The 18,175-nt window shown below is 62.7% G+C and carries 18 protein-coding genes; 13 read left to right on the top strand and 5 right to left on the bottom strand.

The annotated features are described in order from the left end of the window. The first annotated feature begins 16 nt into the window (after positions 1-16). The 4 genes from CER19_RS16820 to CER19_RS16805 all read left to right on the top strand — a co-directional run bounded on the left by CER19_RS16820 (position 17) and on the right by CER19_RS16805 (position 3,878). Positions 17-673, top strand: a complete 657-nt coding sequence (locus CER19_RS16820; protein ID WP_116667209.1) for an alginate O-acetyltransferase AlgF — start codon at positions 17-19, stop codon at positions 671-673. 187 nt (positions 674-860) lie between these two features. Further along, positions 861-2,312: a mannose-1-phosphate guanylyltransferase/mannose-6-phosphate isomerase gene (locus CER19_RS16815; RefSeq protein WP_116667208.1), complete on the top strand. Its 1,452-nt coding sequence runs from the start codon at positions 861-863 to the stop codon at positions 2,310-2,312. A 274-nt stretch (positions 2,313-2,586) separates the two neighbouring features. Beyond that, entirely contained in the window at positions 2,587-3,051 is a 465-nt protein-coding gene (locus CER19_RS16810) for a multidrug transporter (protein WP_116667207.1), read from the top strand. Between the two features lie 14 nt (positions 3,052-3,065). After that, a complete protein-coding gene (locus CER19_RS16805; protein WP_116667206.1) occupies positions 3,066-3,878 on the top strand; it encodes an SDR family oxidoreductase in 813 nt (270 codons plus the stop codon). Here the strand turns inward: CER19_RS16805 and CER19_RS16800 are convergent. After that, positions 3,875-4,732 (bottom strand): LysR family transcriptional regulator, encoded by an 858-nt coding sequence (locus CER19_RS16800; RefSeq protein WP_116667205.1) that lies wholly within the window; start codon positions 4,730-4,732, stop codon positions 3,875-3,877. The genes CER19_RS16805 and CER19_RS16800 overlap by 4 nt on opposite strands. A gap of 111 nt (positions 4,733-4,843) precedes the next feature. Here CER19_RS16800 and CER19_RS16795 point away from each other — a divergent pair, with 111 nt between their 5' ends. The 8 genes from CER19_RS16795 to CER19_RS16760 all read left to right on the top strand — a co-directional run bounded on the left by CER19_RS16795 (position 4,844) and on the right by CER19_RS16760 (position 12,242). Beyond that, on the top strand, positions 4,844-6,031 hold the full coding sequence (locus CER19_RS16795; RefSeq protein WP_116667204.1) for an MFS transporter: 1,188 nt from the start codon (positions 4,844-4,846) through the stop codon (positions 6,029-6,031). Beyond that, positions 6,024-6,425, top strand: a complete 402-nt coding sequence (locus tag CER19_RS16790) for a hypothetical protein (RefSeq protein WP_034134554.1) — start codon at positions 6,024-6,026, stop codon at positions 6,423-6,425. Before CER19_RS16795 ends, CER19_RS16790 begins: the two co-directional genes overlap by 8 nt. A 105-nt stretch (positions 6,426-6,530) precedes the next feature. Next, complete coding sequence (locus CER19_RS16785; RefSeq protein ID WP_116667203.1) at positions 6,531-7,457, top strand: NAD synthetase; 927 nt, start codon at positions 6,531-6,533, stop codon at positions 7,455-7,457. Continuing rightward, positions 7,447-7,902: a hypothetical protein gene (locus tag CER19_RS16780; protein WP_256660464.1), complete on the top strand. Its 456-nt coding sequence runs from the start codon at positions 7,447-7,449 to the stop codon at positions 7,900-7,902. Before CER19_RS16785 ends, CER19_RS16780 begins: the two co-directional genes overlap by 11 nt. Positions 7,903-8,136: 234 nt before the next feature. After that, on the top strand, positions 8,137-9,453 hold the full coding sequence (locus tag CER19_RS16775) for a TolC family protein (RefSeq protein ID WP_256660470.1): 1,317 nt from the start codon (positions 8,137-8,139) through the stop codon (positions 9,451-9,453). After that, a complete protein-coding gene (locus CER19_RS16770; RefSeq protein WP_116667200.1) occupies positions 9,453-10,583 on the top strand; it encodes an ABC transporter permease in 1,131 nt (376 codons plus the stop codon). Before CER19_RS16775 ends, CER19_RS16770 begins: the two co-directional genes overlap by 1 nt. Before the next feature lie 7 nt (positions 10,584-10,590). Next, positions 10,591-11,343 carry an ABC transporter ATP-binding protein gene (locus CER19_RS16765; RefSeq protein ID WP_116667199.1) on the top strand — a complete coding sequence of 251 codons (753 nt, stop codon included), beginning with the start codon at positions 10,591-10,593 and terminating at the stop codon, positions 11,341-11,343. Further along, a complete protein-coding gene (locus CER19_RS16760) occupies positions 11,340-12,242 on the top strand; it encodes an efflux RND transporter periplasmic adaptor subunit (protein WP_116667198.1) in 903 nt (300 codons plus the stop codon). Before CER19_RS16765 ends, CER19_RS16760 begins: the two co-directional genes overlap by 4 nt. Positions 12,243-12,248: 6 nt before the next feature. On the opposite strand, the gene CER19_RS16755 is transcribed toward CER19_RS16760, so the two are convergent. Genes CER19_RS16755 through CER19_RS16740 form a run of 4 tightly spaced genes read right to left on the bottom strand, consistent with a single transcriptional unit; the run spans position 12,249 to position 17,009 of the window. Beyond that, complete coding sequence (locus CER19_RS16755) at positions 12,249-13,109, bottom strand: HlyD family secretion protein (RefSeq protein WP_116667197.1); 861 nt, start codon at positions 13,107-13,109, stop codon at positions 12,249-12,251. Between the two features lie 10 nt (positions 13,110-13,119). Further along, positions 13,120-13,320 carry a DUF1656 domain-containing protein gene (locus CER19_RS16750; protein ID WP_003188711.1) on the bottom strand — a complete coding sequence of 67 codons (201 nt, stop codon included), beginning with the start codon at positions 13,318-13,320 and terminating at the stop codon, positions 13,120-13,122. Beyond that, positions 13,310-15,487: an FUSC family protein gene (locus tag CER19_RS16745; protein ID WP_116667196.1), complete on the bottom strand. Its 2,178-nt coding sequence runs from the start codon at positions 15,485-15,487 to the stop codon at positions 13,310-13,312. The genes CER19_RS16750 and CER19_RS16745 overlap by 11 nt, the downstream gene beginning before the upstream one ends. Positions 15,488-15,497: 10 nt before the next feature. Further along, on the bottom strand, positions 15,498-17,009 hold the full coding sequence (locus CER19_RS16740) for an efflux transporter outer membrane subunit (protein ID WP_116667195.1): 1,512 nt from the start codon (positions 17,007-17,009) through the stop codon (positions 15,498-15,500). A 181-nt stretch (positions 17,010-17,190) separates the two neighbouring features. On the opposite strand from CER19_RS16740, the gene CER19_RS16735 reads away from it, so the two are divergent. Beyond that, positions 17,191-18,159 carry a LysR family transcriptional regulator gene (locus CER19_RS16735; protein ID WP_038448973.1) on the top strand — a complete coding sequence of 323 codons (969 nt, stop codon included), beginning with the start codon at positions 17,191-17,193 and terminating at the stop codon, positions 18,157-18,159. Positions 18,160-18,175: the final 16 nt, after the last annotated feature.

Here is an 18,175-nt window from a genome sequence, read left to right as displayed (position 1 = left end):
AAGAGAGGTAACTCACATGACTTTCACTACTACTCCTCGTCGTCTCGCCAAGACCCTGGCTATCGCTGCCGGCCTGAGCTTCGTATCAATGTCCGCCTTTGCCGGTGGTGACGCCGCCCTCTACGGCCCAACCGCGCCAAAGGGTTCGAGCTTCGTGCGCATCTACAACGCCAGCAACCAGGAAGTCAGCGCCACCGTCGGCAGCACCAACCTCAGCGACGTTGCACCGTTGGCCAGCAGCGACTTCAGCTTCATGCCCGGCGGTGACTACAGCGCCAAGGTCGGCAGCCAGACCGTGCCGGTCAAACTCGCGGCCGACCACTACTACACCCTGGTCAACAGCGGCAGCGGCCAGCCGCAACTGATCGAAGAACCGCCGTTCAAGAACAAGCAGAAATCCCTGGTGCGCGTGCAGAACCTCAGCGACAAGGCCCTGACCCTGAAAACCGCCGACGGCAAGACCGACGTGGTCAAGTCGGTGGCTGCCAAGGGTCGTGGCGAGCGTGAGATCAACCCGGTGAAAGTAAGCCTGGCGTTGTATGACGGTGACAAGAAAGTCGGCGATGTGAAGCCGGTGGCGTTGGAACGCGGTGAAGCGGCGGTGCTGTACGTCACCGGTTCCGGTTCGAGCCTGTCGCCAGTCTGGGTGAAACGCCCAGTGTCGACCCGATAACTATTTCCCTGAGTTGACACGCCCCCTTGTGGGAGCTGGCTTGCCTGCGATGGCGGTCTTGAAGGCGCCATCGCAGGCAAGCCAGCTCCCACACTGACCGGGGTACAACTCAGGACCGAGACAAAAACAAGAGTGAAACGACAAACCTTCGTAGCTCTGACCCAAACTGATTCAAGGAGACACACCCATGATCCCAGTAATCCTTTCCGGTGGTAGCGGCTCACGTCTTTGGCCGCTTTCCCGTAAACAGTTCCCCAAGCAGTTCCTGGCCCTGACCGGCGAGCACACTTTGTTCCAGCAAACCCTGGAGCGCCTGGTGTTCGAAGGCATGGACGCCCCGATCGTGGTCTGCAACAAAGACCACCGTTTCATCGTCAACGAGCAACTGAGCGCACGCAAGCTCGAATGCCAACGTATCCTGATGGAGCCCTTTGGCCGCAACACCGCACCGGCCGTAGCCCTGACCGCGATGATGCTGGTCAACGAAGGCCGTGACGATTTGATGCTGGTGCTGCCCGCCGACCACGTGATCGACGACCAGAAAGCCCTGCAACGCGCACTGGCCCTGGCCACGGTAGCCGCCGAGCGTGGCGAGATGGTGTTGTTCGGCGTACCGGCGACCCGTCCGGAAACCGGTTATGGCTACATCAAGTCCACCAACGATTCGCTGCTGCCTGAAGGCGTGAGCCGCGTGCAGCAGTTCGTGGAAAAGCCCGATGAAAAACGTGCGGTCGAGTTCGTCAAAAGCGGTGGCTACTTCTGGAACAGCGGCATGTTCCTGTTCCGCGCCAGCCGCTTCCTCGAAGAGCTGAAAAAGCATGATCCGGACATCTACGACACCTGCGTGCTGACCCTGGAGCGCAGCGAGCAGACCGCCGACACCGTGACCTTCGACGACGCCACCTTCGCCTGCTGCCCGGACAACTCCATCGACTACGCCGTGATGGAAAAGACCCAGCGCGCCTGCGTGGTGCCATTGGCCGCCGGCTGGAGCGATGTGGGTTGCTGGGCTTCGCTGTGGGCGGTGAACGATAAAGACGCCAACGGCAACGTCAGCAAAGGCGACGTGGTGATCCAGGACAGCCGCAACTGCATGATCCACGGCAACGGCAAGCTGGTCTCGGTGATCGGCCTGGACAATATCGTGGTGGTGGAAACCAAAGACGCGATGATGATTGCCCACAAGGACAAGGTCCAGGGCGTCAAGCAGATGGTCTCGACCCTCAATGACCAGGGCCGCAGCGAAACCCAGAACCACTGCGAAGTCTATCGCCCGTGGGGTTCCTACGACTCGGTGGACATGGGCGGGCGCTTCCAGGTCAAGCACATCTCGGTCAAGCCGGGCGCGTGCCTGTCGCTGCAGATGCACCACCACCGCGCCGAACACTGGATCGTGGTCAGCGGCACCGCCGAAGTCACCTGTGACGAGAACGTGTTCCTGCTCTGCGAAAACCAGTCCACCTACATCCCGATCGCCTCGGTGCACCGCCTGCGCAACCCGGGCAAGATCCCGCTGGAGATCATCGAAGTGCAATCGGGCAGCTACCTGGGCGAGGACGATATCGAGCGCTTCGAAGATATCTACGGGCGCTCGACACCGGTTGAACGTGGTGTATCGGTGAAAACTATCGCGCAGTAAAACAGTCGTACAAGAAGCCCTCACCCAGCCCATTGCGTCCCCTATCCGCAGTGGGTTGGGTGGGGGCTTTTTATTGGGGATTTGTAGTGACGGTGCGGGCCTCGTCGCAGGCAAGCCAGCTCCCACCTTCAACCGCGTATCCACTTTAGAATGTGATCAAAGGTGGGAGCTGGCTTGCCTGCGATGGCGCCCGTGCGGCCAACACAATGCTCAAGCTAACCAATCCCACCTACGCTTAAGTTAGGATGCTCGTTCCCCATTCGAGGTGGCCACCATGTTCTTCGGCGTTCTCTTGATCATCACCTGGCTGATCCTGCTGCTGCGCTACCCGGCCAAGGCGCTGCCGGTTTCGCTGGCGGCTGCCGTCGGCCTGGGTTTCGTCGCCGTCTGGGTGGTATGGCTGGACAACCGCGAAGCCGCGCAATTGGCTCGCCTTGAGCTGCGCATTACTTACGCCCCGCAGGAATGCCCGGCCGACCGTCCTTTAAAACTGACCCTGAACAACGGCAACGACGTGCCACTGACCGAACTGCGATGGCGCGTCGCGGCCTATCCGCCGGGGGACACCGTCAACCTGGCCGACAACGTCTACGCCGCCCCACGCTATCGCGGCCCCGGCGAGCTACAGGCGGGCGCCACCTGGGATGACTGCCTGCCCACCCCGCCGCTGCGCCCTGGCTATCGCCCACAAACCCTGGAATTTCGCGCCGAGCACCTGCAAGGCAGTTTCTCGGACTGACAAAGGATGGACCCATGCCCAACGTACTGATCACCGGTTGCTCCAGCGGCATCGGCCGCGCCCTCGCCGATGCGTTCAAAGCCGCAGGCTTCGAGGTATGGGCCAGCGCCCGCCAACCCGATGACGTCGCCGCGCTTACCGCCGCAGGCTTTAATGCCCTACAACTGGACGTCAACGACAGCGCCGCCCTGCAACGCTTGTCCGAGCAGTGGGGCGAGCTGGATGTACTGGTCAACAACGCCGGCTACGGCGCCATGGGCCCGTTGCTCGACGGCGGTACCGAAGCGATGCAGCGCCAATTCGAAACCAATGTGTTTTCCATCGTCGGCGTGACCCAGGCGCTGTTTCCCGCCCTGCGTCGCAGCAAGGGCCTGGTGGTGAATATCGGCAGCGTTTCCGGGGTGTTGGTGACGCCGTTCGCCGGCGCCTATTGCGCATCCAAAGCCGCTGTGCATGCGTTGAGCGACGCCCTGCGCATGGAGCTGGCACCGTTTGGCGTGCGCGTGATGGAAGTGCAGCCCGGTGCGATCAATACAAGCTTTGCCAAGAATGCCGGCGCCCAGGCCGAATTGCTGATCCACGAACAGTCGCCATGGTGGCCATTGCGCGAGGGCATTCGTGCACGCAGCCAAGCGTCCCAGGACAAGCCAACCCCGGCCAATGAATTTGCTGCAGACGTGCTCAAGGCGGTGCAGCAAGTGCAACCGCCGCGCCTGTTGCGCTCGGGCAACGGCAGCCGGGCGCTGCCGCTGATGGCGGCGCTATTGCCCAAGGGGTTGTTGGAGAAGGTGTTGAGGAAGCGCTTTGGCTTGGGCGGTACGCTCTAAGCCTTCATGAAATCAATAAACGCCCGCACCTTCAGCGGCAAATGCCGCGTGTCCGGATACATCGCGTAAACCCCTTGCGGGGCAAAGCGGTGGTCCGCCAATAGGCGCACCAAGCGTCCCGCGTCAAGATCCTCCTGCACCAGCCATTGCGGCAAAACCGCCACACCGTGGCCACGCACGGCAAAGGCTTGGAGGACCGCCGCACTGTCCGCCACCAAGGCAGACGGGCCGGCTCGATAAGGGTGTTCGAGACCTGCCGGGTCGGTCACGCTCAGTTCGGTCAAGCGGCCGTGGCCCAGCCTGGGCAACTGCTCCAACTCATCCAGGGTTTGAACTGCAGCAAACTGCGGCGCCGCGACGGCGAACACGTCGAATGTGGACAACTGCATGGCGCGGTGATTGGAGTCCATCAAGCGCCCAAGGCGAATCGCCAGGTCAAAACGCTCGGAGATCAGATCGGCGTGGGTGGAGGAGGTGGATAAGTGGATATTCAGGTCCGGGTGCAGGCGTCGAAAGGCTTCTACCGCCGGAGCAACTACGGCCAAGGCATATTCGACGGTGGTGGTGATGCGCAGGGTGCCTTTGAGCTGGGCATGTTCGCTACGGGCTTCTTCTATCGCCAGACGGGCCTCTTCGAGCATACGCGTGCAGCGCAGGTAGAAGCGTTCGCCGGCATCGGTGAGCGCCAATTGACGAGTGTTGCGGGTCAGCAGGGTGACGCCGAGTTCTGCCTCCAGGCGCTTGAGGTTGAAGCTGACCACGGCGCGAGTCTGGCCCAGCAGGTCCGCGGCAGCGGTGAGCGAGCCGGCCTCGACCACGGCCTTGAAGGTATCGAATCGGTCCAGGCTGACCATTGGGCCAGACCTCCTTTGTCAAAATATTTTTGACAAACTAGCAGGCAAACCGGCGTATCCCAAACCCTGCGTGCGGCCTACCCTGCCGGCTTCACTCGCAGGAACGCGTTCATGACCTACCGCTCGAAAGTCGCCTGGATCTTTTTATTGGGTTTTGCCCTGGACCTGGTGAACATGTTTGTCGCCACCGTCGCCTACCCGGACATTGCCCGCGAGCTGCACGCCTCGGTCACGCAACTGGCGTGGATCAGCAACGCCTACATGCTCGGGCTGACCCTGATCATTCCCCTGAGTGTCTGGCTGGCAGCGATCATGGGCGAACGCACGCTGATCGCCACCAGCCTGCTGCTGTTCGCCGGCGCCTCGGTGATGGTGGGCCAGGCCGGTTCCATTGAGGCGTTGATAGGCTGGCGCGCAGTGCAAGGGCTCGGCGGCGGCTTGCTGATTCCCGTGGGGCAAGCCATGGCGTACCGTCACTTTCCCGCCGCCGAGCGCAGCCATCTGACGGCGCGGGTGATGTCGGTGGCGTTGCTGGTGCCGGCGTTATCGCCAGCGTTGGGTGGGGTGATTGTCGACAGTGTGTCCTGGCGCTGGATTTTCTACGCCAACCTGCCCCTGGCCCTGATCACCCTGCTGCTGGCCTTGTTGTGGATAAAACCCGACGCGCCCACCCGCGTGCGCCCACCTCTGGACCTGAGCAGCATTTTCAAACAAGTCGCCAGCCCGATACTGCGCGTGGCGATGCTGGTGTACCTGTGTGTCCCCGGCGTGTTTATCGGCACCAGCCTGATCGCCATCCTTTATGTGCGCAGCCTGGGCTATGACGCTACCCAGACCGGCGCGCTGATGTTGCCCTGGGCGCTGGCCTCGGCAGTGGCAATCTACCTGAGCAAGAAACTCTTCAATCGCTGCGGCCCCAAATCCTTGCTGCTGGCGGGCATGGCGCTGCAATGCACTGGCATCCTGTTGCTCAACGAGCCCGCCCTGATCATTGCGGCCTACGCGCTGATGGGCCTGGGCGGCAGCCTGTGCAGCAGCACCGCGCAAACCTTGGCCTTTCTCGACATCCCCGCCGAGCGCATGGGCCATGCCAGCGCCCTGTGGAATATCAACCGCCAAGTGAGCTTCTGCGTCGGCGCCGCCGTGCTCAGCGCAATGCTGTCGGCCTTGGATTCCTTTGCCATAACCTTCACGATGGCGGCAGCCTTGACGCTGTTGCCACTTTTTGCCGTGCTGCGCCTGGATACCTCCAGGGTACGCGCACTGCTTCACCCCTCCAGCGAGCCTGACCATGATTGACTACAGTGATTTTTTTGAAGAAGTGATCCACACCCACGTCGAGATCGAGCAATGGTTTGCTGGGGTTGCGCCGCCCGGGACGTTGGAGAGTTTGCTCGCGCGCTTCTCACCCGAGTTCAGCATGATCGCCCCTGCGACTGGCACACGAGTGAATACGGCGGGTGTCATTGCACTATTCACCCGCCTGGGCGGGATGCGTCCAGGGCTGAAAATCACCCTGAGTGAAATGACCGGTATCGACCGTCACGCACGCGGCGCCACGGTCACGTATCGCGAGCATCAGATTGACGACAGCGGTACCCAGACCGACCGCCGCGCTACCGTGGTATTCGAAAAGCAGGCCAGTGGTGCGCTGTTGTGGCGGCACTTGCACGAGACTTTTGTAGCGCCATGAGATAACCGCCCAGCCGCTTCCTACAATAAACAGCGAACGACCTGACATCATTACAAGGAAGCTATCCCCAGGCTCTTTCACCTCTGTTTAAGCACAGGTGAAAGGATGCCCAGCGATTTCCTGAGAAGCGGTGTGCCGGATGCGCACACCACGACTCGCCAGCGGTTAATCAGTCTGCTGGACCTGCCCAAACTCTATAGAACCATTGACGCTGACCCGGCCATCGTAGGGGCCGGCGTAGTGCATGTTGGCAGTGATTATCAGGTGACGGTGCTGCGTGAGTTTGTACCGCTGTGCAGTATCAGACCCAAGCGGGTGATTCTGCGGGAGCTGGTGGGCCCGATGATGACTGCCGATGAGTACGCGCACTGGATGGCAAACTCGCCACGCGAGTCGCAGATATGGCGCGAGGCAGCAGGGATGGCCCTAGCATGCGCAGGGGCTGTGATCGGGGTTATCGTTGCCAAGGCGAGCATCGGGTCAGCGCCTCTCACTGCGGGTTCCAGCCTCGCAATCACTTATGTTGCTTATACAGCCGCCGCCGCCAGTGCTTTGCAATGTGGCAACGGCATATGGCGAACGTTCAAAGAGCTAACCAACCCGGCTGAAAACGATTACTACGACAGCCTTAGTTGGTACAGGGCAATGACAGTAGCTTTGGATGGCATCTCGCTGGTGGGTGCCGGTAGCACGACGTTTGTCACCGTAAAAACTGTCATGACGATCAAACATACGACAGGCCGTGACCTGAACGACATCCTGAGGCGTATGAGCCGCCAGGAACGAGCAAAACTGACAAACGAAGTCCTGCGTCTACAGAACTTTCGTCATCCTCAAGAAATTATTCGGTTAAAACAACTGGCCGGAACCCTTCCCAAGCGGTTCAGCAATACGCGCTTACGCCACGACCTTCTCAATCAACTCTCCGATCAGGTCGGTGCCGCTCTGGCAATGACCGGCAGCGGCTTTTCCGGAAATATCAACCCTATCCTTATTGGCATTTATGAAGAGTTCAACAGCCATGAGCAATGATATCGGTAACCCACAAGTTTCCCGAACGTTAAGCCGTTATATACGACGTTTTGCATTCATTGTGGGCATGGGGATATCAATGAGCTTAGGCAGTATTTCAGGCAACCTGTCACATAGCCTGCCGTATTACGTCCGAGTTCATTATCTCCCTGGCGAGTATGCGCTCGCGGCGGGCATGGCACTGCTACTGGCACTGTGCACGGGGGTAGCCTTCGTGGCGGCGGGCTTTCGTTCAGGGGCTTCACTGCTTTTCGGCATCGCGGCCCTGAACGCATTACTTTCGGCAGGCTATTTGGGGAACAACCCAATAACGATGTTTGCAATATTTCCACTGGTTCAATCGCTGTTCGGCCTGCTGATCCTTAATACAAGAAACCACCGCCGCTTCGTCAGCATGCTGCGGGTAAAACGTCGACGAAAAGTAAGAGCCCACGCACAAACCTGAAGTAATGCCCAACCGGCCTATCAAAAGGCCGAAGTTGCTACCGCGGCCGCCCGCCTCCACTTCACCGTTATACAATTTCCCAACAGAACTGAACGGACGCTATGAGTAGAGTCGCGCCGTTCAGATATCTCTTGGGTGACACCTATCAAGCCTCTTAGCAGATCGCGCTCCGGTCGGACGTTGTGCACGCTGTCCCTACTGTTAATCACCGGCTGTTCCGTAGCGCCCTTGCCAGTGTTGAAACCGTCCACGCCGCAGGCCTGGCGCAACACGCCGCCCGCTCTGGCGCAACATAGTCCTGACTTACATCAATGGTGGCGGGCCTTCAATGACCCCGAACTCGATGGGTTGGTGGATCGCGCACTGCGCAACAACCTGGACGTCGGCGCTGCCATCGAGCGGTTGCGGGCCACCCGTGTGCTCAGTCAGAGCGCACAAGCGCCTTACCTGCCTGCGCTGGGCGTGAAGACTCACGATGCGATCAGCCCTGATACCCGCACCTCGTATTTTCTGATCGGCTTTGACGCGCAGTGGGAGCTGCCCTTGTTCGGCGCCCGGCAAAGTATCGACCGGCTGGCACAGGGTCACCAGTCGCGAGTGCAGGCCGATTTGCGCAGCGTGCAGGTGTCGCTGGCCGCCGAGGTCACGCGGCAGTGGCTGGCGCTACGCGAGGCGCAACAGGCAGAGCGCGGCCTGACCCACCAGCGTGACCTGCTGCAGGAAAAACTCGCGCTGTTGCGGGTACGTGAACACCTGGCCCTGGCCTCGCCCGCTGACGTCGCCGCCTCCCAGGCCGAACTGGCGCAGGCCGAGATGCGCCTGAGCACGCCGCGCCAACTGATCAACCGCCACGCGCAGCAGTTGGCGTTACTGTCGGGGCAAGCCGAGCCGGATGCGCGCTGGCTGCTGCCGCAACCGCTCCCCCCCCTGGGCCCATGGCAACTGAACCAGGTGCCGGCAGACTTGCTGCGCACGCGCCCGGAAATCGCCAGCGCCGAGGCCGAGGTGCTGGTGGCCGCCGGGGAACTGGGCATCAGCCGCGCCGATATGTACCCGCGCCTCAGCCTGGGCACTTCAGTGCAGTGGTCCGTGAACATTGCCAGCAATCGCAAACACACCCCCAGCGGCGACGCGATTTTCTCAGCCGGACCGGGGATCAGCATTCCGTTGTTCGACTGGGGCCAGCGCGCCGCCACCGCACGCGCCAAGGATCACCAATTGAAGGCCGCCGTGCTGGATTACCGCAACGCGGTCCTGCAAGGCGTGACACAGGTCGAAATAGCGCTGGGTGACCTGGAGCAAGCGCGATTGCGCGAGCAAGCCGCACGCCAGGTGAGCGTCGCAACGCAAGCGCATCTGCGCGCCTTGCAACAGCGCGCGAACCTGGGACTGATGAGCACGCTCGACCTGACGAGCGCCGAGTTCGAGGCGCAGCAGGCCCAGCAACAGGCCGACAGTGCCAGCCATGAACGCGGGGTCGCCTACATCGCGCTGTACAAGGCGCTCGGTGGCGCGCCGTTACCGACGGACGCCTTGAAGGAGGTTGACTGATGGTCGCACTCGCCCGTCTGACCTTGCTGCATGAATGGCGCCGCTTCCTGCCGGCGATGATCGCCGTGGGCTTCGCCGGCTTGCTGCAACTGTTGCAGGCCGCCCTGGTGCTGGGCATCTTCGGCAGCGCCAGTGTGTATATCACCGGCTCCACGGCCGACCTGTGGGTGGGTTACCCCGGCACCCAAAGCGTCAACCTCGGCCGGCCAATCGACGCTGGCGTGGAGATGCGCTTGCGCATGGACGCCGACGTCCTGCGTGTGGAACCGTTCCGCTGGGTCGATGCCGATTGGCGTGGCGCACGGGACACCGGCGGCGTCTCGGTGTTTGTCTCGGGTATTGATGCGGGGCCACAGGGCCTGATGTTCGAACGCGCGCTGCCGAAGGCGCTGCGTGCACGCCTGGATGAACCCGGCGCAGTAATCGTCGACCGTGCCGACCTGAACAGCCTGGGCGTCAACCCGGGGGACACCGCGACCATCAACGGTCATCGCGTGCACGTGGTCGGCGTGACCAGCGGCCTGCGTGCGTTGGGCGGGGTGAATGTGCTGGCGTCGCTGGCCACTGCCCGGCAACTGGACTCCAACGCCACGGCAGACCGCATCACCTACCTGGTGGCAAAGGTGCGAGACCCCGCCCAGGCCGAAGCGGTGGCCGCACGCCTGGGCGACGGCGCTGCATTCGGCAGCTACGCGGTCTGGACCGCACAACAGTTCGCCCAGCGCTCGCAGCTGTACTGGATGTTCGACACGGGCGCCGGTGCCGGCGTGCTGTTTCTCGCGGCGATCGTGTTTCTGGTAGGCGCGGTGATCACCAGCCAGACGCTGGTGGCGGCGGTGGTCGGCTCGATCCGCGAATACGCGACCCTGAACGCTCTGGGCGTTGGTGTTACGGCACTGCGCAAAGTGGTGATGGAGCAGGCGTTCTGGGTCGGGGCCCTGGGGTTGCTGGGCAGTTCGGTGCTCGCCGGCCTGCTCTTTGCGCTCGCCGGCTACTACAACGTGCCGGTGCAGCTCTCCCCCGTCGCAGCCCTGGCGTGCCTGCTGCTGAGCATGACCCTGGCCCTCGTGTCAGGCCTGGCGGCCATCCGCACCTTGCGCCACGCCGACCCGGCCAGCCTTCTGAGATAACCCATCCATGCGCCTCCTCAATTCGGCAATGCCCGTCACCCTTCACGCCAGCGGAATCGGCAAATCCTTTACCTCAGGCAGCATCGTCACGCCCGTGCTGCATGACATCAGCCTGGCGATACACCCTGGCGAGCTGACCCTGATCTCAGGGCCATCGGGCTGTGGAAAAAGCACCCTGCTCGCGATTCTCAGCGGCTTGCAGCGCCCCGACCGAGGCAGCGCAATCGCGCTCGGGCAAGACCTGGCCCAGCTCGACAGGCGCGCCCTGGAGCAATTTCGCCTGCGCCACACCGGGTTTGTGTTCCAGGGCTTCAACCTGTTCCCGGCCTTGACCGCCCTGCAGCAGGTGGAACTGCCCTTGAGCTACCTCGGGCTGCCTGCCAAGGAAATACAGCAGCGCGCCATCGAGGCGCTGGAAGAAGTCGGCCTGGGTGCACGCCTGAAACTGCGCCCGGCGCAGTTGTCCGGCGGCGAAAAACAGCGCGTGGCTATCGCTCGCGCAGTGGCCAAGGCGCCCGAGTTGCTGTTCGCGGACGAACCGACCAGTGCCCTGGACGCCACCAACGGTCACATCGTGATCGACATCCTCCATCGCATTGCCCGCACCCGAGGCACCACAGTGCTCTGCGTCAGTCACGACCCCCGTTTGATCAGCAACGCCGACCGGGTGCTGGCCATCGAAGACGGCCGCATTCTCAACGACACTTTCCCTCCCCTCCAACCGGCGCTGAGCGTCGGCCCCCAGGAACACTTTGTATGAACCCGCGTCTGTTTCGTCCCTGGTTAGCCTTGGGTAGCGCCCTGCTGTTGCTGAGCGCCTGCTCCCGTGAAGATGTCCCCGCCAAGCCCAGCGCCTCGGCCCCGGCGTACCTCGCAGTAGCGCGCGGGCGCATCGATGTGGAAGGTGGCTTGCTCAAGCTCGGCGCCACCCGTGACGGTGTGGTTGCCGAGGTCAAGGTCAATGAAGGCGAGTCGGTCAAAAAGGGCCAGTTGCTCGCCACGCTGGACAGTGAACCGGCGCAACTGGTGGTGGCGGCTGCGCTGGGTGAACAGCAACAGGTACAGGTGCAGGCCAGGCAACTGGCACGCCAGCTCAAGTTTGCCGAGCAGCGCGCCACGCGCCTGGCCACGGCCGCTGCCGCAGGTGCAGGTGATAGCCAGAGCGCGGACGAGGCCCACGAGAGCGCCGAGCGCTTGCGCGATGCGCTTGAACAGAACCAGAGCGACGCCCAGGCCGCAGCAAGAAAGCTCAGCGCGGCACGCTACGAATTGACCTTGCGCAGCCTGCGTGCGCCCATAGACGCCGAAGTCGTGCGTCGCCTGGTTCAACCTGGCGCCACCGTAACCGCGCACGCCGGGGCCGCATTCATCTTGCTGCCCAACCAGCCACGCATCGTACGTGCCGAGCTGAACGAGTCATTCACCGGTGCGGTGGTTGTGGGCATGAAGGCCGAAGTCTCAGACGACAACGGTACCGGTTCGGCACCGCTGACCGCCCATGTGGTGCGCATCAGCGCGGTGCTGGGCAACAGCACCCTGGAGGACGACCCCCAAGTCAGGGCCAATATGCGCACGGTCGAATGCATATTGGCCTTCGATCAACCGCCGCCGGATTCACTGCGGGTGGGGCAGCGCATGCTGGTGCGGTTCAGGCCCTAGGCCGCTTCAAGGCTGTGAAGGGTTGACGATCACAGTGCAGGTAATCCCGGCCGCCAACAACACGCCCTCCGGCACTTCATCAATATGAATCCGCACCGGCACACGCTGGGCCAAGCGCACCCAGTTGAAGGTCGGGTTCACATCGGCGATCAGTTCACGGCTCTCGGGGTTATCGCGGTCGTAAATGCCGCGCGAGATGCTTTCCACATGGCCCTTCAAGGTCTCGCCGCTCATCAGCTGCATATCGGCTTTGTCGCCCACCTTCACGTGGGGCAGTTTGGTTTCTTCGAAGAAGCCATAGACCCAGAACGAGTTCATATCCACCACGGCCATTTTGGCTTCGCCGATGCGCGCATAGTCGCCACGGTGCACGTTGAGGTTGGTGACGTAGCCGTCCACCGCCGCCAGCACTCGCGTGCGCTTCAAGTTGAGTTCGGCGGCCTCCAGTTGCGCCAGGGCGTGCTGATAATCGGCCAGGGCCGAGTCGGCGATGTTGCTGGCGTCGTCACGGTTTTCCTTGGAGATTACCAGGGCGTCCAGGTCGGCGCGGCGGTGCGCGTTGACCTTGCGCATTTCCCAGGTGGCCTTGCGTGAGGCCACCAGCGATTGCGCTTGCTTGACGGCAATACGGTAGTGCTCGGGGTCGATCTGCATCAGCAGGTCGCCTTTTTTCACCAACTGGTTATCGCGTACCGGCACGTCCACCACTTCGCCGGTGACGTCAGCCGCCACATTGATAATGTCGGCGCGCACCCGACCATCGCGGGTCCACGGCGTTTGCATGTAGTGCACCCACAACGTGCGGCCAATCCAGATCGCCAACGCCAGAACCAGCAAGGTGGCGAGCAGGCTGAAAAACTTTTTCATCGGGGCATTCTCAACGGTAGACGCTCAGCGCCAGGGCGCCGAACAGGCAAGCGAACAGGCTCAGGCGCAGCAGCGCCGGGTGCCAGAAGAAACGGTACAGGTCGAACCCGGCCAGGAAGCGGTCAACCGCCCAGGCCAACCCCGCTGCGATCAAGAACATCAGGGTCATGGTCGGCATATAGATGCCGTGGAATGCAATTTCACGAGGCATTCGGGGCTCCTTTGAGGGCGGCCAGAGGTGATTGCGGGTCGAGCAACGAGGTGCGAATAAAGTGCAGGTAGCTCTTCACCCGGCGCAGGGCCGAGGTGTCGAAGTGCGGGGCGAAGGGTTCGTCGGTGGCCTGCACGCGGCTGATCGCATGGTCGACGGCAATCAACCCGCGCTCCAGATTGCTGGCGCTGGGTTGCAGGAACAGCCGCACCAGCGAGCGCCCCATCACGCGGATCGCCTGGCGCCACGGCTGGGATTCGGCATACGCCGGGTGCACCGGCAGGATCGCCTGCTCCTTGCGCAACTCGATGATTGCGTGGCCGACCTCCAGCACCACGAACATCCAGCGCAGCAAATCGCGTTGCACCTGCGGCTGGCCGGCCGCGAGGCCATACGCCTGGTGCAGCAGGTCGCGGGTGCGGCTTTCAAAGCTCGACGCCAGGCCCTTGAGCTTGCCGCTAATGGCATACACCACTTGCTCACGCAGGTCTTGCTCCAGGCGGCGCCACAACCAGCGGCTGTTGGGCGGCAGAATGATCGCCCCCGCCGCCGCGCACACCAGCATGCCGATGACCATGGCAATGTAGTCGTTGATAAAGGTGTAAGGGTTGTAGACCGTGAGATTATCCGGCACCGAGCCGGTGCTGAAGAAGATCAGCAGGCCCACACCCACACCGGCATATCGCGGGCGTGAAGACAGAAAGGCCCCGAAGATGATCACCGGTGCGAGCATCACGCACAGCAGCGGGAAACCGTCGATCCAGGGGAACACGAAGAACATTTCGACAAAGCCGACCAAGGCGCCGATCAAGGTGCCGCAGGCCATCTGGAACGCCATGCGCTTGGGGTTGGGTGTGGCGGCAGACAGGCCCACCGTGGCCGCCGCGATCAGGGTCATGGTGGCGCCGCTGGGCCAGGCTGTGGCCACCCAGTAACTGCCCAGCACAACCAGGATAAACGAGGCGCGCACACCGGCAGCGGCACAGGCCAACCAGTTGGTCTTTGGCGTGTAGGCTTCGTGCCAGTCTTCCCGCGCATGGCGGTGGTCGGCCAGGGATGCGTGGGTTTGCGCGTAGTTGTGCAGGTCGTCGACGAAGCGGTACAGCAGCTCGTAGGCGGTGTGGAAATCCAACTGCTCGGCGTCCGTCGGGTTGTCTTCCTGGAAGCTCGCCCGCAGGCTGCGCACCTTGGCGGGCAGGCCGTCCTTGTAGGCGCTCAGTTGGTTGACCAGGCGCGCGGCATCCGGGCTGGTGAGGGCGCGACCAGAGAAGCTGTCGAGCACTTCGGCCAGGTCTTGCAGGCCGGGCTTGATCGCTGCCACTACATGGTCGGCCTCATCGGCGCGCAAGCGTTCAAGCAATTGGTGCAAGGCGTTGAAGCGTGTGGTGATGCTCATGAATTCACTGTTGAGACGACTGAGCCGCCCGTTGCGCCGACGCATGTGCGGGTCTTCGAACACGGTGACGCTGCGCAAGCCTTCCAGGCCCACGGCTTCGGCAATAAAGCGCACGTTGCTGGCCTCGAAACCTTCCCGTTGGCTACGCCCGCGCAGACCATCGGTCACAAACAGCGCGAACACACCAAAGCGCTGGTACAGCGCGTTGCGCATGGCGGCGCTGGAGGTCTGCGGCAGGATGGCGGCGCTGACCAGTGTCGAGCACAGTCTCCCCAGGGAAATTCCCAGCCCTCGCCATACCGCCGCCATAAAGGCGCCGTCCGGGTGGGCCAGGGCCGGCAGGCCGACCATCGCCGCGGTGTAGCCGGCGAGCACGAACCCATAGGCGCGAAAGTTACGATTGCGCGTGGCGCCAGCGGTGCAAATGCCCACCCAGATCGCCAGCGCCCCCAGGAACAGTTCGGTGTTCTGCGCAAACAAAGCGATCAACAGCACCATCACCGCCGACCCTGCCAAGGTCCCGAGGAAGCGATAGAAACTCTTGGCGAACACCTGGCCGCTCTGGGGCTGCATCACGATAAATACGGTGATCATCGCCGTGCGCGGTTGCGGCAGTTCCAGGCGCATGGCCAGCCACAGCGTCAGGAATGCGGCGACCAGCACTTTGAAGATATACACCCAGGTCACGCCATCGCTGCGTGCCCAGTCGAAGAAGCCACGGCGCCACTCAAGGGAATGCAACCAGCGCAGCGGTGCAGGCAAGGGAGTCATGAAGGCCTACTCAGTGATCAAACACGGCGAGCACCGCCGCAGTCTTGCTTGGGAGTGTCTTGGCATCCGTGGGCACATCGTCGCCAGCGCCGAGGCCGCCGCCCAAGGCGGTCACCAGTTCGGCATGGGCGCTCAGGCGTGCCGCCTGCACCTGTTGTTCGATCTGCTGCTGACGAAACAACAAGGTTTGGGCGTTGAGCACGTTGAGGTAATCAGTGAGGCCACGTTGATAGGCGATCATGGCGATGTCGTAGGTTTTCTGCGCCGAGGCCACCGACTGCGCGGCGAAGGCCGATTGCTTGTCCATGGACTCGCGGCGGATCAACTGGTCGCTGATGCCCTTGAGCGCATTGATCAGGGTCTGGTTGTACTGGGCCACCGCGATGTCGTAGCCGGCACTGGCTTCACCCAGTTGCGCACGTAGACGGCCGCCGTCGAAGATCGGCAAGGTGATCGCCGGGCCGACGTTGTAGTTGAATTTCTTGCCGGCCAGAAACTCCAGCATGCCGCCGCCGGTGGCCATGTAGCCGAGGCTGCCGACCAGGTCGACGTTGGGGTAGAACCCGGCATGGGCTACATCGATGCCCCGTGCCTGGGCCGCAACCTGCCAGCGGCTGGCAACCACGTCCGGGCGTTGGCCGAGCAACTGCGCGGGCAGGCTGGAAGGCAACTTCAACGGCGCGGCAAGGGCCAGGGTCGGGCGCTGCAATTGCGCGCCCTCCCCCGGGCCCTTGCCGGCCAACGCCGCCAGTTGGTTACGGCTCAGGGCGATTTCCTCGTCCAGGGCATCCAGTTGGCGATGGGTCTCCGGCAGCGGGGTTTCGGCTTGGCTGACGTCAAAGTGAGTGCCGATCCCGGCGCTCAGGCGTTTGTTGGCCAGGTCCAGGATCTGCTGTTGCTGGGCCAGGGTGGCGGCCGCGATGTCGCGGTTGGCGTACTGCAACGACAGCTGGATATAGGCGCGCACCACGTTGTTTTGCAGTTCGAGCTGGGCCAGGCGCGCTTCGGCGGCACTCATGTGCGCCAGGTCGACCGCGCGTTCGGTCGTGTTGCTTTCCCGGCCCCACAGGTCGAGGGCGTAGCTCAGGCCCAGGGACGAATTGTTGTCCCAGGTGTTGGCGCCGCTCAATTGGCCGGGGCCGTAGAACTGATCCTTGGGCCAGTTGTGACGCTTGAGAGTGGTGTCGCTGTTGATCTGCAGCGACTCGGCCGACTCGGCCACCCCGGCCAGCGCCCGGGCTTGGCGTACGCGGGCGGCGGCCACGGCCAGGCTGGGGCTGTTGCGGGTGGCGAATTCGACCCAACGGTTGAGCTGCGGGTCGCCGTAGGCCTGCCACCATTGGGCGGTGGGCCAGTGGGCGTCGCGGGCGGCGCTCTGGATCGCGGCGTCGGTGGCCAGGGTATTGGCGTTGATCGCCTGGCCTTGCGGGGCGATTCCTCCGGTTCCGATGCAACCGCTGATGACTGACGTTAAAGCCCAAACACTGAGAGTCTTCAGCTCTCTGCTGATGCGACGCGGCACGGCAAGCGAATTCCTGAGAGGGTGTTGCGGGAGAGGTGGCGCAATTCTAGGCGGCGCCATGGAGGACGATAAGCTGGCATTCCTGTGAATCTTTGTTACCGTTCAGGCGATAATCCGTTGGTAGGGATCACTGAAAGCGTAACTTTCTGTCACAATTTGCTATCTCCCTTGAGAACACTCCATGGACACTTTGCAAAACATGCGCGCCTTCAGTTGTGTGGCCGAAGCCGGCAGCTTCACCGCCGCCGCCGTGCAACTGGACACCACCACGGCCAACGTCTCGCGCGCGGTCTCCAACCTTGAGGCCCACCTGCAAACCCGCTTGCTCAACCGCACCACCCGACGCATCGCGCTGACCGAAGCCGGCAAACGCTATTTGCTGCGCTGCGAGCAGATCCTCGCCTACGTCGAAGAGGCCGAGGCCGAGGCCAGCGACGCTCACGCGCGCCCCGCCGGGCAGTTGAAAGTGCACACCATGACCGGCATCGGTCAGCATTTCGTCATTGACGCCATTGCCCGCTACCGCCGCACCCATCCCGACGTGACCTTCGACCTGACCCTGGCCAACCGCGTACCGGACCTGCTCGACGAGGGCTACGACGTGTCCATCGTGCTGGCCAGCGAACTGCCGGACTCAGGTTTTGTGTCCCAGCGACTGGGCATCACCTACAGCATCGCCTGCGCCTCGCCGGACTACGTCAAGGCCAAGGGCTGCGCACAGCGGCCCCAGGACTTGCTCAACCATGCGTGCCTGCGCCTGGTCAGCCCGGTGGTCCAGCTGGACAAATGGACCTTCAACGGCCCTGAAGGCCAGGAAAGCGTGGCGATCAACAGCTCACCGTTCCTGGTGAACTCGGCCGACGCGATGAAAACCGCGATCACCAGCGGCATGGGCGTCGGCCTGCTGCCGGTGTACGCCGCCATCGAAGGGCTGCGCAACGGCACTCTGGTGCGGGTGATGCCGACCTACCGCTCCCAGGAGCTGAACCTGTACGCCATCTACCCCTCGCGCCAATACCTGGATGCAAAGATCAAGACCTGGGTGGAATACCTGCGCGGCTCGTTGCCGGAAATTCTGGCGGCGCACCAGGCGGAGTTGGTGGCGTATGAGTTGAGCGGTGGTGTGGGTGGCGTGCGGATGGCGAACTGATTTTGAAATGCTGCTT

Source organism: Pseudomonas sp. GL93, from assembly GCF_003408955.1.
Taxonomy (GTDB): domain Bacteria; phylum Pseudomonadota; class Gammaproteobacteria; order Pseudomonadales; family Pseudomonadaceae; genus Aquipseudomonas; species Aquipseudomonas paracarnis.
Note: the sequence above shows the minus strand (reverse complement) of the source record. Positions and strands in the feature narration are given on the sequence as shown.